Source organism: uncultured Nitratireductor sp. (assembly GCF_913053745.1).
GTDB lineage: Bacteria > Pseudomonadota > Alphaproteobacteria > Rhizobiales > Rhizobiaceae > Nitratireductor.
The window spans coordinates 1-14884 of sequence record NZ_CAJXGF010000115.1 but is presented as its reverse complement, the minus strand read 5'-3'; the positions used below and the strand labels follow the sequence as shown (position 1 = coordinate 14884).

Sequence of the window (14884 nt, the reverse complement as noted above, 5' to 3'; positions counted from 1 at the left end):
ACGCTGGACCAATAAAATGAAATGGCCGCACAGGCGCCTGTTGTGACAGTGTTGGGCAGTGTTTTTCCTCTGGCCGGGTTTTCGTGGGAAGCGTATGTCCGAAATAGCAGAGAAGCCGCTCGATGCGGGGCGGGACGAGGCGATGCGCGGTTTTCTCTTCGCGCTTTCGGCCTATGGCCTGTGGGGCGTCCTACCGCTTTATATGAAGCTTCTCGCTCATATACCGGCAATGGAAGTGGTGGCGCATCGGGTCCTTTGGTCCCTGCCGGTGGCTGCGATTATTCTTTTTCTTCTCGGGCGAACGGGAGATATCCGACAGGCGCTCCGCTCACCGCGCACTTTGCTGATGGCGGCGCTGACAGCCGCGATCATCACCTGCAATTGGGGCATTTATGTCTGGGCCATTGCCGTGGATCGCACCGTGGAAACGGCGCTCGGCTACTATATAAATCCACTCGTCAGTATTGCCATGGCGGCGCTTTTTCTCGGTGAGAGGCTCAATCGCTACCAGATTGCCGCAGTGTGCCTGGCTGCGGCAGCAGTAATGATATTGACGACCGACGCGGGTGGACTGCCGTGGGTGTCGCTCAGCCTGGCGCTTAGCTTCGCGGCCTATGGCATCCTGCGGAAAACCTTGCCCATTGGGCCCAGCCAGGGGTTCTTCCTCGAGGTTCTGATCCTCGCATTGCCGGCAATGGGCTATCTCGTCTGGTTGGCCCTGGCGGGCGAGGCGCATTTCAGCCCGGCCAGCCCGATGGATATTCTGCTTCTGATCGGTTGCGGCCCCGTGACAGCCATCCCACTCATTCTCTTTGCGATGGGAGCCAAGCTGCTGCGATATTCCACCGTGGGAATCATGCAATACACCGCTCCGACAATGATTTTCCTAATCGCCGTTTTCGTCTTCAAGGAGCCGTTTGGCGGGGTCAAAGCGATAGCGTTCGCACTCATATGGTCGGCGCTCGCACTTTATAGCTGGTCAATGCTGCGAGATGCACGCCGGCCAAAAAAATAGCCGCCCCGGAGGGCGGCGAAAGAAGCCCGCGATGCCGTGAAGGGGGGCGGCGGGCATCGACGGGGCAGGGACGGCTCGCGCGGAACATGCTGTGCCGGAGAAGGCTGCGGCGCCCGAAGCTCCGGCAGCAGATGGATGCATGGGTCATGCACCGCGCACATGGATGGAAGCAGGACTGTGTTACAGCGAGACTGCAATCGCGTAACGGCAGGATGACAATCCAGATAAGATGTTCTGAAAGCTGCAGGCGATCACAGCCGGTCGATGACCGCCTCGTCCGCGCCGCCATTAGCGGGCGGGCGGGCCGACGCAGCTTCCAGTATCGCGGGAACAATGCCTTCGGCCTTGTCCACCACGATCGGCTGCACGCGGTGAGCGGAGTGCACGAAGCCCTCCTGTTTCATGTGCTCGATCAGTGTCAGAAGCGGATTCCAGAACCCGCCGATATTGGCGAACACCATTGGCTTTTTGTGCCGGGCAAGCTGTGCCCAGGTCATGATCTCGACAATCTCCTCCAGCGTGCCGATGCCACCCGGCAGTGCCACGAAGGCGTCCGCGCGTTCGAACATGGTGTGTTTGCGCTGATGCATGTCCTCGGTGACGATCAATTCGTCCAGTTCCGTCAGTTCCACCTCGTTGGCTTCGCGGCGGATCAGAAACTTGGGAATGATGCCGGTCACCTTGCCGCCCGCATCCATGGTGCCACGGGCCACCGCACCCATGATCCCCTTCGTTCCGGCACCGTAGACCAATCCCAGGCGAGCTTCCGCCAAAGAGCGCCCAAGCGTGATCCCCGCTTGAAAATGACGTTCATCGCGCCCATTGCTTGAACCGCAATAAACGCACACCGACTCGATTGTGTTCATGGAAACCATTGCTCGTCTGCGTTACCGTTATGGTCAAGAGGGCAAAGGCTTTTTCTTGTCGCATGAATGAAAAAGCGTTACAGCCTGTTATAAACGGAATATCGTGGGTTATGGGCTTGACACCACTCAAGGGGCTTCTTTTTCTCTCCGGCGCTGTCATAGCGGGATTCGGAGCGGCATATCTTTTGGGCGCATTCGATGCGCAGACGCCACCGTCGGCCGCGATCTTATCTTCGCCGTCGCCTGACACGAGCACGTCATCGGCACAATCCGACGGCGAGGATGCGACGGCCGCCGGTACGAAGGAGGCGCGACTTCAGGAGCCCGTCGGGAAAGACGGTAAAAATGCTCAGGAGACGCTGAAGTCGGACCCGAATGTCACACCGCCGTCTTTCGATATCGTGCGGGTCGAACCGAACGGTTCAATGGTGATTGCCGGGAAGGCAGAGCCGAATGCGCGGGTCGAGATCGTTAATGGTTCGACGGTTTTGGGCACGGCAACGACCGGCGCGTCGGGCGATTTTGCCGCGGTTCTCGACGAGCCGCTCGAACCCGGCGATTATCAGATCGTTCTGCGCGCCACCACCTCGGATAACGTGGCTGCGACCTCTATCGAAACGGCGATCGTGACCGTGCCCGACGACGAGACGGGACAAGTGCTTGCGCTCGTCGATCAACCCGGTGCACCAAGTCGCCTGATCACCGTGCCTGAAGCCAAGCCCCCGCAGACCGCCGAAACGGACACACCCGCGCGGGATGCGCCGAAACCCGATCAAACCGTACAAACCCCTTCGGACACGCAGCAACAATCCGCCACGTCGAATCCCGAAGATGATCGGGAAGCGACACCGTCTACAGCAGAGGCTGGTACAGAAGGCCGACAGCCGGCCGAGACAGCGCGTGCCGAAGAGCCGCGAACGTCGCCGGGCGGTAACGCGGCAAGGACCTCTAGCTCTGAAAGGGAAAGCCGTACATCGCCGTTTATCGAGGCCGTCGAGATAGACGGTCAGCAGGTTTTCGTGGCGGGTGCGGCGCCCGTCGGCAGCACGATTCGTGTCTATGTGAATCAGATTCTGCTTGGCGAAACGGTAACCGCGCCGAATGGGCGGTTCCTGATTGAGGCCACACGCGATCTGCCCATCGGCGATTATATCGTTCGGGCCGACATGCTTTCGGACGACAGCAGTACGGTGGTCGCGCGTGCGGCGGTGCCGTTCACCCGCGCGGAGGGCGAGCAGGTGGCGGCTGTGGCCGCTCCGAATACCACTACGGATGCGGGTGGGGATAAGGTCGACACGAAGGATGCGCGCCTGCCGGATAGCGGTGATGCGGTGCCGATCGATCAAAGCGGTGATACCGGCCAGAGGCGGACGGCCAACGCAGACACGGAGGCGCTCGAAGCCACGGCAACGGCGCCGAAACTCGCGCCGGTTGATGGCTCGGTCATTATTCGTCGCGGCGACACGCTCTGGCACATCTCCCGCCGTGTCTATGGGCGGGGCATCCGCTATACGACACTCTATCTGGCCAACCAGGATCAGATTGAGGATCCCGATCGAATCTGGCCGGGGCAGGTTTTTGCAGTGCCCGAAAGCACGGAAGAGGGCGAAGCCGCCGACATGGAGGCCATCGAAGATCAGATGGTCGATCCCGAAAATCCGGGTTAGCGACAACCCGGTTCCTGCCAGCAACAAAATATCGCGCAAGTCTTGCCGCGCGAAAACCTTTCATCGTATATCGGCGATTAACGATGAAAGGTTTTCCAGATGACCCTCTCTCTGTCGGACACGTGTTGCACCCACGACATAATGGCGAAAGGATTGAACGCGCTGTCCCATCCGGCCCGCGTTAAAATTCTCAAGCACCTGTCGGGCTACCATGCCTGCTGCTGCAAGGATGTGGTGCGGCATCTGCATCTAGCGCAATCCACCGTTTCCCAGCATCTCAAAGTGCTGGTTGAAGCCGGTTTGGTGCATGTGCGTCCAGAGCGTCAGAGTTCGCGCTACGAGGTCGACACCGAGGCGTTGGCGGCTCTTTCTGAAGACCTGGCACGGCTGACGGAGACTTGTATCGATGCCGCCAAAAGCAGGAAATTCAGGCACGAGGCCGAAACGCATGAACAGTAAGACCGTATCCGCCGAAGGCTCCACATTTCAGACACTCGGCAATCTGTGGCCCTATATGTGGCCATCGGACCGGATGGATCTGAAGCGCCGCGTGGTGATTGCCGCCTTCTTCCTGGTGCTCGCCAAGGTCATTTTGGTTTTCGTGCCCTATTTCTACAAATGGGCGACCAACACCTTGTCGGGCGAAGGGGAGGCGCCGGCTTTCCTGCCGGCTTTGCTCGCCGGCCCTATCATGCTCGTCGTCGCCTACAATGTGGTGCGTGTTGTCCAGCTCGGCTTCAACCAGTTGCGCGATGCGCTTTTTGCGAGCGTCGGGCAGCATGCGGTTCGCCAGCTCGCCCATCGCACCTTCGTTCACATGCATCAATTGTCTCTGCGGTTTCATCTGGAGCGGCGCACCGGCGGTCTGTCGCGCATCATCGAGCGCGGCACCAAGGGCATCGACACCATTGTCCGCTTCACCATCCTCAACACTGTGCCGACGCTTTTCGAGTTCATCCTGGCGGCGGGGATATTCGCCTTCGCCTATGGCTGGATCTATGTGGCGATCGTCGCCGTAACCGTCTGGCTCTACACATGGTTCACGGTCAAGGCCAGCGATTGGCGCATCGGCATTCGCAGGCAGATGAACGATTCCGATACGGACGCCAACACCAAGGCGATCGACTCGCTGCTGAATTTCGAGACTGTCAAATACTTCAATAACGAAGCCATGGAGGCGCGCCGTTTCGACCGTTCCATGGCGCGTTACGAAGATGCGGCCACCCGCACCTGGACCTCGCTGGGCTGGCTGAATTTCGGCCAGGGCGTTATTCTCGGGCTTGGCATGACGGCGGCCATGGGGCTTTCTGCCTATGAGGTGATGCGCGGTACCCAGACTGTGGGCGATTTCGTCTTCATTAACGCCATGCTGATGCAGCTTTCCATTCCGCTCAACTTCATCGGCTTCGTCTATCGTGAAATCCGCCAGGGCCTGACGGATATCGAGCAAATGTTCGATCTTCTCGACGTTCGCGCCGAGGTGACCGACAAGCCGGATGCGAAAACGCTGACGGTCGAAAAGGGCGATGTCCGGTTTGAGAATGTGCGCTTTTCCTACGATGCCGAACGGCCGATTCTCAAGGGCATCAGCTTCGAGATCCCCGCCGGCAGGACAGTCGCCGTGGTCGGTCCTTCCGGGGCCGGAAAATCCACCATTTCGCGTCTTCTCTTCCGTTTCTACGATGCGCAGAGCGGCGAGATCACCATTGACGGGCAGAATGTGAAGGACGTGACTCAGGAAAGCCTGCGCGCGGCCATTGGCATGGTTCCTCAGGACACGGTGCTCTTCAACGACACGATCCGCTACAACATCCGCTATGGCAGGCCGGATGCCACCGACGAAGAAGTGCGCAAAGCTGCTGAAATGGCGCAAATCGGCCCGTTCATCGAAAGCCTGCCGGAAGGTTACGATACGATGGTCGGTGAGCGCGGACTGAAGCTTTCGGGAGGCGAAAAGCAGCGCGTGGCGATCGCCCGCACCATTCTCAAGGCGCCGCCGATCCTGTTGTTGGACGAAGCCACATCGGCTCTCGATACGCACACGGAGCAGGAAATCCAGGCGGCGCTCGATACGGTGAGCCGTGGACGCACGACTCTCGTCATCGCTCATCGCCTGTCCACCATCATCAATGCAGACGAGATAATCGTGCTGAAGGGCGGGGAGATCGCCGAACGCGGCCGTCATCTTGCTCTGCTCGATGCGGGCGGCCTTTATGCGGAAATGTGGAACCGCCAGCGCGAGGCGACGGAGGCCGAGGAACGGCTGCGCAAGGCGCGTGAAACGGATGAAATGGGGGTCGTTGTCCGCCGTCAACCGGCGTATTAACAGGTTTGAAGGAAAACTGATTTGCGCGGCGGAAGCCTCGCGAGAGCAGGCACTTCGCGAAACCAACGGGATCATAGTTGAAACATGGGCTCGTCGGTGGCTTCGCCGTCTCTCGCATTTGCGTGCATGCATGCGCGCTCTAAATCCGTAAGCAAATGCTGGAAATGAACCACAAGCCGGGCTGGCGCGTTGCGGGAGAACCCGGATTCCGTTACCAAGGCCGCACCTTCATTCGAATTGAAAGTGGCCGTCGATGAGCCTGATTGACACGATCCGCAATACGTTGGTGCCGATCCACCGGGAGGGGTATCCCTTCATCGCCGCATTTGCCGGCGCCACAATCGTTCTCGGCCTGATCTGGGGTCCGCTTTTCTGGATCGGCCTGATCCTGACGGCCTGGTGCGTGTACTTCTACCGCGACCCCGAACGCGTCACCCCCGTCGACGACAATCTGGTGATTGCCCCGGCCGACGGTGTCGTGTCGTTCGTGGGGCCTGCCGTACCGCCTGCCGAGCTCGGCATGGGCGAAGGGGAAATGACGCGTGTCTCCGTTTTCATGAACGTCTTTTCCTGCCACATAAATCGTGCACCGGTACGCGGACGCATCTCGCTGATCGAGCACCGCCCGGGCCGCTTCCTCAACGCCGAACTCGACAAGGCAAGCAGTGAGAATGAACGCAACGGTCTTGTGATCGAGAGTCCGCACGGGCCCGTGCCGGTGGTGCAAATCGCCGGCCTTGTTGCGCGGCGTATCGTTTGCTGGGCGCAAGCGCCCGGTCAACTCACAGTCGGTGAGCGCTTTGGACTGATCCGTTTCGGTTCGCGTGTGGACGTTTACTTGCCGGCGGGTGCGGTTCCGCGCGTGGCCATCGGCCAGACGGCGGTCGGTGGCGAAACTGTCATTGCCGCATTCGGCTCCGATCTGAAACAGCCCATCGTCAGGGTGTCCTGATGGCCGGCCCCTTTCCACCATTCGAGCCGCATGGCGGGGGCGGGCCGAAGATCAGCGAAATTCCGCTGCGCATGCTGGTGCCGAACGTGATCACCGTTCTTGCGATCTGCGCCGGGCTTTCGGGCATCAGGCTTGCCTTCGAGCACCGGGTGGAGACGGCGGTGGTCATGGTGCTCATAGCAGCGTTTCTCGACGCCGTGGACGGGCGTGTGGCGCGGATGCTCAAGGCCTCCTCCAAGTTTGGCGCGCAGATGGATTCGCTGGCCGACATCGTGAATTTCGGCGTTGCTCCTGCGCTTGTCCTCTATGCCTACGTGCTCGATCAGGCCGGCGCTCTGGGCTGGATTGCCGGGTTGTTGTTCGCCATTGCCTGTTGCCTGCGGCTCGCGCGTTTCAATGTGATGCTGGATGACCCTGATCGCCCAGCGTGGCATACAGACTATTTTGTCGGCGTCCCGGCACCGGCGGGTGCGGCACTCGTCCTGTTGCCTGTGTATATGGGGTTCCTGGGCATCGCACCGGATACGACAATGGCGCTGGCCGCTTCGGCGTATACCGTCCTGATCGGTTTTTTGCTGGTCAGCCGCTTGCCCGTCTATTCGGGAAAGAGTTCCGGCAGCCGCGTGCCGCGCGAATATGTTCTGCCATTGATTCTTGGATTGGCGCTTTACGTTCTTCTTCTGACCAGTTTCACCTGGATGACGCTGACGGTTTCGGCGTTCGGTTATCTGGTCTTTCTGGTTTTCAGTATGCGGGCCTATGCGCGGCGTGCGGCGCTTGAAGAGAAGAAGGCGAAGGAGGCGACTGCCGGGCAACAGGAGTAGGCGTGGCAGATCAGATCCCGGATGCGGGAACCGGTGCGCCGCGCACCTCGATCATCCGTTCGAAAAGCACTTCGGATGCGCGCATGTCTTCCCGGTTGGCACGCGCGATCAATTCCCCGATCGTCATTGGGGAGAGTGTGCGCACGTGGCGGGCGGGAACGAAACCGCGCCGCTCCATGAACACCGGCACCACACGGGCGTCGGCTTTAAGGGCAATGCGCGCGACAGCGCGGAACAAGCGAAACGCCTTGGTGTCTGGCTCGATGTCGTCGGGCATATAAACGGCGAGGCGGCCATTGCCTTTCAGACGGCGCACGAGACGGCGACTGACAAAGACATGATGGGCGTTGAAGGCGATGGTGCGTGCGAGCGCCCGCCAGGGTTCCAGAAATGGCGATTTTGCCGACGCTTCATCGAGAATATGCAGCGTATCGTCGGGCAGCAGTGCGAGCATGGATGCCGGGTCGAGACCGGACTGGTGCCAGATAGTATAAATAACCGGTGCCTCGGCTTTTCGCGCGGCATCGATTTCACGGTCGCTGATGCGAAAGAGAAGCTTCAGCGGTGCATGCAGCGCTGCCTGATGGAAGCTGACATTGCGCCGATACTGGATGATGCCGGCCATGGCCGCCCAAAGCGCCACAACGAGCAGCACAAGTTCGATGATCAGTATCATGCCGCGTCTCCCAATCGCTGGAACTCCACTTCCTTGGCGAAGCGCACCAGCATTATATTCTACGTTCGGGTCGCTCGGAATCACCCGTCAGACCTGTCGCAGCCCCTCCTTGCGCGGCATCTTCGTCCGCTGCCGCGTGGAAAGGTAACGAAAGAGTTCGGCAGGTCAATTGCGAAGTTCGGTCCAAAGAAGAGCGGGTATGCACTTCATTCAGGCATCCGATATTGGGTGAAGCGGTTCTTTTTGACGTCGAAAATCAGTCCGGTTTCCGTTAATTCAGGGCTGGTCAAGGGCAGGATCGCGGCCGCCACTTCGGACGGATGGGGCAAGGTATCGGGGTCCTCGCCTGGCACTGCCTGAGCGCGCATCGCCGTACGGGTCGCACCGGGGTTCACCGCGTTGATCCGCAACGGCATCTTCTTCGTCTCGTCGGCCCAGGAGCGCGTCAGTGCTTCTACAGCAGCCTTGGAGGCCGCGTACGGTCCCCAGAAGGCGCGTGCCGAATGCGCGGCCCCGGAAGACATGATGACAGCACGCCCCGCGTCGGAAGCCCGCAGCAGTGGATCGACGCTGCGAATCAGTCGCCAGGTGGCTGTCACGTTGATGTTCATCACCTTTTCGAAGACCTTCGCCTCAACATGACCTAACGGTGCTATCACGCCAAGAATGCCGGCATTCGCCACCATGATGTCGAGCTTGCCCCAACGCTCATGAATGGCACCGCCTATCCGGTCGATGCCGGCCATGTCGGTGAGGTCGAGCGGAACCAGCGTGGCTTCGCCGCTCGCCGATTTGATCTCGTCGTCCAGTTCTTCGAGGCCGCCAACGGTGCGGGCCACGGCGATCACGTGCGCGCCACAGGCGGCGAGTTCCTTGGCCAGAAAATAGCCGATACCGCGAGACGCTCCGGTGACCAAAGCCAGCCGGCCGTTCAAGTCTGGTTTCTTGTCTGTCATTGACCGCCTGCTGCGAGAAGGGAAAGCGTGCGCACATTGTCGGTGCTGTCGTGATCGGTCAACCGCGTCGGATAGTCCTTGGTGAAACAGGCATCGCAATATTGCGGTTGTTCGCTGTTGCGGGCCGCTTCGCCGACGGCACGGTAGAGACCATCGATGGTCAGGAAGGACAGCGAATCGACGCGGATGAAATCGGCCATTTCCTCGACCGACATGCGTGAGGCCAGAAGTTTGGCTGCTTCCGGCGTGTCCACACCGTAGAAGCACGGCGAGCGTGTGGGCGGAGAGGCGATTCGCATATGCACCTCGCTGGCGCCCGCATCTCGCACCATCTGCACGATCTTCTGGCTCGTGGTGCCTCGCACGATGGAATCATCCACCAGAACGACGCGTTTGCCCTCAATGCAGCGGCGGTTCGCATTGTGCTTGAGCTTCACGCCCATATGGCGAATGGAATCGGTCGGCTGGATAAAGGTCCGGCCGACATAGTGGTTGCGGATGATGCCGAGTTCGAAGGGGAGGCCGGCAGCCTGCGCATAGCCGATCGCCGCAGGCGTGCCCGAATCGGGCACCGGCACGACGATGTCCGCATCGACCGGCATTTCCCGCGCGAGCTCGGCGCCGATCTCCTTGCGCACTTCATAGACATTGCGACCCTCGACCAGCGAATCCGGCCGCGCAAAGTAGACATACTCGAAAATGCAGAACCGTGGCTTTTCCTTGTTTTCGAAGGGGAAGAAGCTTTCGATGCCCTTTTCTGTCACGACGACCATCTCGCCCGGCTTCAAATCGCGGACGAAGCGCGCACCGATGATGTCGAGTGCGCAGGTTTCGGATGCCAGAATATAGGCGCCGTCGAGATCTCCTAAGACGAGCGGGCGAATGCCCAGCGGGTCGCGACAGCCGATCATCTTCTTCGAAGTGAGGGCGACGATGGAAAATGCGCCCTCGATCTGCCGCACCGCTTCGATGAAGCGTGCGTTGGTATCGCGCTCCTTGCTGGTGGCGACAAGGTGCAGAACCGTCTCGGTGTCAGATGTGGACGAGAAGATCGCGCCTTCTTTCTGCAGCTTGCGCTGCACCGTCATGGCATTGGTGATGTTTCCGTTATGAGCGATGGCGAGACCGCCGTCGGAAAGCTCGGCGAAAAAGGGCTGTACGTTGCGAAGACCTGAACCGCCTGTGGTGGCGTAGCGTGTGTGTCCAATGGCACGGCCACCTTTCAACCGATCCAGCACCGACTGCTTGGTGAACGTATCGCCGATCAGGCCGATATGACGCTCGACGCGGAACTGGCTACCGTCGAAAGAGACGATACCCGCAGCCTCCTGTCCGCGATGCTGCAAGGCGTGCAATCCGAGCGTGACGATGGCTGCAGCATCGTCAGTGCGTCCGAAAATGCCGAACACACCGCATTCGTCATGAAAATGGTCGTCCGCTTCGCCTGCGAGAGGCAAATTGTCTTCCAATGCCATTTCTGGCCGCCCTTTCATTGTGACACAGACGGCCCGTAACCGTCAGTTTGCGGTTTCGCCCTCGCCGGACACACCATTGGACAGGCGATCGAAAACCGAGTTGTCCGGATCGTCCGGAAGCATGCTCTGTATCCACTGACCCACACCGTCCAGCAGAGGGCGGGATTTGGCTTCTGATACCCAACTGGGTGGGTTCGATCCCATCAGCCAGTTGAGAAACAGAAGTGCGACCGCCACCACCAGAATACCGCGTGCGGCGCCGTAGAGGAAGCCGAGTGTACGGTCGAGCGCGCCGATGCGCGAATCGATGATGAAGTCGGCGATCTTCATGGTGATGATCGTCACGACGATCAGCGCCACGAAGAACACCGCCGCGGCCGCAACGGCCAGTGACAGCATCTCATTGCTGATATAGGGCGTGACATACGGTAGAACCAGTGGGTGGAAATAATAGGCCGCCACCGCCGCCGCCGCCCAGGAAGCGATCGACAGCACCTCGCGTGAGAAACCGCGCACCATGGCCAGCATCGCCGAAACGAGTGTGAAGCCGACAAGTATTCCGTCAAGCAACGTGATTGGCATTGTCACCCCTACTTCTTTGGCAGTTAGGATGCCCCCGCAAGGTCTTGTTTTTTGTCTTCCGGGTCACTGTGCCGCCAATCGATCCGTTCAAATCGCCCCTTCAGGCTGCCTTGGCACCCGCGATGCGGGCAACAAGTTCGGCCAACGCTTCGGGCCGTGCCGCCTGCGATGCGATCGCACCCGATCCGTCCTCATTGCCCGGCGGCATAACCGCTTGGGCGAAACCGAGCTTTTCGGCTTCCTTGAGACGGCTCGCTGCGTGTGCAACGGGTCTGACAGCGCCCGAAAGGCTGATTTCGCCGAAATAGACGCAATCGGCAGGCAGGGCAAGTCCAGTGAGCGATGAGACAAGTGCTGCTGCGACCGCCAGATCGGCTGCCGGCTCCGAAATCCGGTAACCGCCGGCCACATTCAGATAAACGTCATGGGTGGCAAACCGCACGCCGCAGTGCGCCTCCAGAACAGCCAAGACCATGGAAAGTCTGGCGGAATCCCATCCAACCACGGCGCGACGCGGCGTGCCGAGCGGCGAGGGGGCGACAAGCGCCTGGATTTCCACAAGAACCGGCCTGGTTCCTTCCATACCCGCGAAGACGGCGGCGCCCGGAGCGGCTGCGCTCCGCTCGCCCAGAAACAGTTCGGACGGATTCGAAACTTCGCGCAAGCCCTTGTCGCCCATTTCGAATACGCCGATTTCGTCGGTCGGACCGAAGCGGTTTTTGACTGTTCGCAGAATCCGATAATGATGGCCGCCTTCACCTTCGAAGTAGAGAACGCCGTCCACCATGTGCTCGACCACACGTGGACCGGCGATCTGGCCTTCCTTGGTTACGTGACCGACGAGCACGACGGCGGCGCCGGTGGATTTCGCATACCGGATCATCGCTTGCGCGGATGCACGTACTTGGGTGACCGTACCGGGCGCGGACTCGGCCATGTCCGTCCAAAGGGTCTGGATCGAGTCGAGAATGACGAGATCAGGCCGCTTGCCATCTTCGATGGTCGCCAGAATGTCTTCAACATTGGTCTCGGCGGCCAGTTCCACCGGTTGTTGCGCCACGTCGAGACGCTGCGCGCGAAGGCGGATTTGCGCAACCGCTTCCTCACCCGAAACGTAGACGATGCGATGACCACGCGCGGCAAGAGCCGCTGCGGCTTGCGTGAGCAGCGTGGATTTGCCTATGCCCGGATCGCCGCCGACGAGAAGTGCCGAGCCGCGCACAAAGCCGCCGCCGGTCACCCGGTCCAGTTCTCCGATGCCGGTGGTGATTCGCGGCGCGTCCTCGATCTCGCCCGATAACGTGGTGAGCGCCACGGCGCGCCCTTTACGCGCCTTGCGCGAGGCCGCCTGTGGTCCGGAGCCGATGCCGCTCGAGGTGCCTTCCTCGACCAACGTGTTCCAGGCGCCGCAGCCGTCGCATTTGCCGGCCCAGCGCGCATGCACGGTACCGCAATTCTGGCAAATGAACTGGACGCGTGCGCGGGCCATCAGGTGCGGTCCCCGCCGCGCACATAATGGCGCTCATAGCGTTGCCCGAGCGCCGTGAGAAGCTCGTAGGAAATCGTTCCGCATGCTGCGGCGAGATCGTCCACCGGCAGGTTGGGGCCGATGAGTTCGATGAAGTCGCCGACCTGCAACGAATCGGGGCCAACATCCGTCACATCGAACAGGGTAAGATCCATCGTGACGCGACCGAGCACGGGCACACGCTTTCCTTCGATGAAGCCGCAGGCGCCTTCCGGCAGCGCATTGCGCAGCGGCACGCCGGCGCCGGAACCGGAACGATGATAGCCGTCGGCATAGCCGGTGGCGGTTACGGCAACGAGCGTGTCCCGCAGAACCGGTGTCGCTCCATAGCTGGCGGTACCGCCCGCAGGCACATGGCGTAATTGTGCAATACGCGTGTGCACTGTCGCCACGGCACGCATCGGATTTGCGGTACCGCTTACGGGATTGCTCCCGTATAGCGCGACGCCGGGGCGCGTCACGTCGCATAGGAATTCGCCACCCAGGAAGACACCGGCGGAGTTCGCCAGGCTTGATTCTGCATCTGGAAAAAGCGCGCTAAGTCTCTGAAATGATTCCAGTTGTTGCCGGTTCATCGGATGGTTCGGCGTATCCGCGCAGGCGAGATGGCTGACGATAAGGCGCGGCGTCAGCGCACCGGTCAGCGCATTCTCCTGCGCGAGAATCCGGGCCCGTTCGGGTGTGAGCCCGAGACGGTTCATGCCGGTTTCAACATGCAATGCGCAGGGTCGCGGCGTGTTTGCGTCGTCCCAGCCATGGGCTTCCCAGATGGCGAGATCCGATTGCGAGTTCAGTACCGGCAGAAGACGGCCCTCGCGATAGAAAGATGCGGCTTCAGAGCTGAAAAGACCGTTGAAGACATAGATTTCGGCTTCAGGGGCGGCTTTGCGGACGGCAAGACCCTCTTCGGGCAGGGCGACAAAGAATTTTCGGCAGCCTTCGGCCACCAGCGCCTCGACCACCGGGCCGGTCCCTAGACCATAAGCGTTTGCCTTGACCACTGCGGCGGCCTCGGCCGGTGTCGACTGTTCGGCGAGCAATCTGTAATTCGCCGCGATCGCATCCAGGTCGATCGTCAATCGCCCCCCGGCGACGCGAGGATCCGCGCCGCGCAACTGCGCTTCGATACGGGTCATGTCTCTGCTACTCAAAACGTTCGGGCATACGTTCCTCTTCGGCGAGGTCCGAGAAGCGGGTGAATTCGCCTTGGAAGGCGAGCTGCACGGTGCCTGTGGGGCCGTGGCGCTGTTTGGCGATGATCACCTCGGCCTTGCCGCGCACCTCGTTCATCTCGGCTTCCCACTGCATGTATTCTTCTGTTCCGGGCTTCGGCTCCTTGTTCTTCAGATAGTACTCGTCGCGATAGACGAACAGGACGACGTCGGCGTCCTGCTCGATCGAGCCGGATTCGCGAAGGTCGGCGAGTTGCGGGCGTTTGTCGTCGCGCGCTTCCACCTGACGCGAGAGCTGTGAGAGCGCGATGATGGGAGTGGAAAGCTCCTTGGCCAGCGCCTTCAGGCCGGTGGTGATCTCGGTGATCTCTTGCACGCGGTTCTGCGCCGATTTGGCGGACGAACCCTGCATGAGCTGCACATAGTCGATGATGATGACGTCGAGGCCGCGCTGCCGCTTCAGGCGGCGGGCACGTGCGGCGAGCTGGGCGATTGAGATGCCACCCGTCTGGTCGATGAAGAGGGGGATCTTCTGCATCGTCTGGGCGCAGGCGACCAGTTTCTCGAAATCGGTCTCGGTGATCTCGCCGCGGCGGATCTTGGAGGAGGGGATTTCGGTCTGCTCGGAAATGATACGGGGGGCGAGCTGTTCCGACGACATTTCCAGAGAGAAGAAGCCGACCACACCGCCATTGGCTGCAGCAAACGACCCGTCTGCCTGTTGCGCAGGTTCATAGGCCGCCGCGATGTTGAAGGCGATGTTGGTTACAAGCGAGGTTTTGCCCATGGCGGGGCGCCCGGCCAGAATAATCAGATCGGAGGGCTGAAGGCCGCCCATGCGCCCG

At 60.6% G+C, this 14884-nt stretch carries 14 protein-coding genes; 6 read left to right on the top strand and 8 right to left on the bottom strand.

Annotated elements, in window-relative coordinates:
- Positions 1-94: 94 nt before the first annotated feature.
- Positions 95-1015, top strand: coding sequence for an EamA family transporter RarD (gene rarD, locus QZ638_RS17050; protein ID WP_295812998.1), 921 nt, complete (start codon positions 95-97; stop codon positions 1013-1015).
- Positions 1016-1266: 251 nt separating this feature from the next.
- Here the strand turns inward: rarD and QZ638_RS17045 are convergent, their stop codons facing one another.
- Positions 1267-1881, bottom strand: a complete 615-nt coding sequence (locus QZ638_RS17045) for a TIGR00730 family Rossman fold protein (protein WP_295812996.1) — start codon at positions 1879-1881, stop codon at positions 1267-1269.
- Positions 1882-1991: 110 nt separating this feature from the next.
- On the opposite strand from QZ638_RS17045, the gene QZ638_RS17040 reads away from it, so the two are divergent.
- The 5 genes from QZ638_RS17040 to pssA all read left to right on the top strand — a co-directional run bounded on the left by QZ638_RS17040 (position 1992) and on the right by pssA (position 7650).
- Positions 1992-3548, top strand: coding sequence for an Ig-like domain-containing protein (locus tag QZ638_RS17040; protein WP_295812995.1), 1557 nt, complete (start codon positions 1992-1994; stop codon positions 3546-3548).
- A 141-nt stretch (positions 3549-3689) separates the two neighbouring features.
- Positions 3690-4007, top strand: coding sequence for a metalloregulator ArsR/SmtB family transcription factor (locus QZ638_RS17035; protein ID WP_295812994.1), 318 nt, complete (start codon positions 3690-3692; stop codon positions 4005-4007).
- Positions 3997-5874, top strand: coding sequence for an ABC transporter ATP-binding protein/permease (locus QZ638_RS17030; protein WP_295812993.1), 1878 nt, complete (start codon positions 3997-3999; stop codon positions 5872-5874). Before QZ638_RS17035 ends, QZ638_RS17030 begins: the two co-directional genes overlap by 11 nt.
- Positions 5875-6127: 253 nt before the next feature.
- Positions 6128-6826, top strand: a complete 699-nt coding sequence (locus tag QZ638_RS17025; protein WP_295812992.1) for a phosphatidylserine decarboxylase — start codon at positions 6128-6130, stop codon at positions 6824-6826.
- Positions 6826-7650 (top strand): CDP-diacylglycerol--serine O-phosphatidyltransferase, encoded by an 825-nt coding sequence (pssA, locus tag QZ638_RS17020; protein ID WP_295812989.1) that lies wholly within the window; start codon positions 6826-6828, stop codon positions 7648-7650. The genes QZ638_RS17025 and pssA overlap by 1 nt, the downstream gene beginning before the upstream one ends.
- 10 nt (positions 7651-7660) lie before the next feature.
- On the opposite strand, the gene QZ638_RS17015 is transcribed toward pssA, so the two are convergent.
- The 7 genes from QZ638_RS17015 to QZ638_RS16985 all read right to left on the bottom strand — a co-directional run.
- Positions 7661-8326, bottom strand: coding sequence for a 2-acyl-glycerophospho-ethanolamine acyltransferase (locus QZ638_RS17015; RefSeq protein WP_295812987.1), 666 nt, complete (start codon positions 8324-8326; stop codon positions 7661-7663).
- 206 nt (positions 8327-8532) lie between these two features.
- On the bottom strand, positions 8533-9282 hold the full coding sequence (locus QZ638_RS17010; RefSeq protein WP_295812985.1) for an SDR family NAD(P)-dependent oxidoreductase: 750 nt from the start codon (positions 9280-9282) through the stop codon (positions 8533-8535).
- The gene (gene purF, locus QZ638_RS17005) at positions 9279-10757 is read right to left on the bottom strand and encodes an amidophosphoribosyltransferase (RefSeq protein WP_295812983.1); all 1479 of its coding nucleotides are present in this window, start codon (positions 10755-10757) and stop codon (positions 9279-9281) included. The genes QZ638_RS17010 and purF overlap by 4 nt, the downstream gene beginning before the upstream one ends.
- Positions 10758-10799: 42 nt before the next feature.
- Positions 10800-11339, bottom strand: a complete 540-nt coding sequence (locus tag QZ638_RS17000; protein ID WP_295812981.1) for a CvpA family protein — start codon at positions 11337-11339, stop codon at positions 10800-10802.
- A gap of 100 nt (positions 11340-11439) precedes the next feature.
- Positions 11440-12828, bottom strand: coding sequence for a DNA repair protein RadA (gene radA, locus QZ638_RS16995; protein WP_295812979.1), 1389 nt, complete (start codon positions 12826-12828; stop codon positions 11440-11442).
- Positions 12828-14003: an alanine racemase gene (alr, locus tag QZ638_RS16990; RefSeq protein WP_295812977.1), complete on the bottom strand. Its 1176-nt coding sequence runs from the start codon at positions 14001-14003 to the stop codon at positions 12828-12830. Before alr ends, radA begins: the two co-directional genes overlap by 1 nt.
- Before the next feature lie 7 nt (positions 14004-14010).
- Positions 14011-14884: DnaB-like helicase C-terminal domain-containing protein (locus tag QZ638_RS16985; protein ID WP_295812974.1), on the bottom strand; the 874-nt coding region annotated here is incomplete at its 5' end.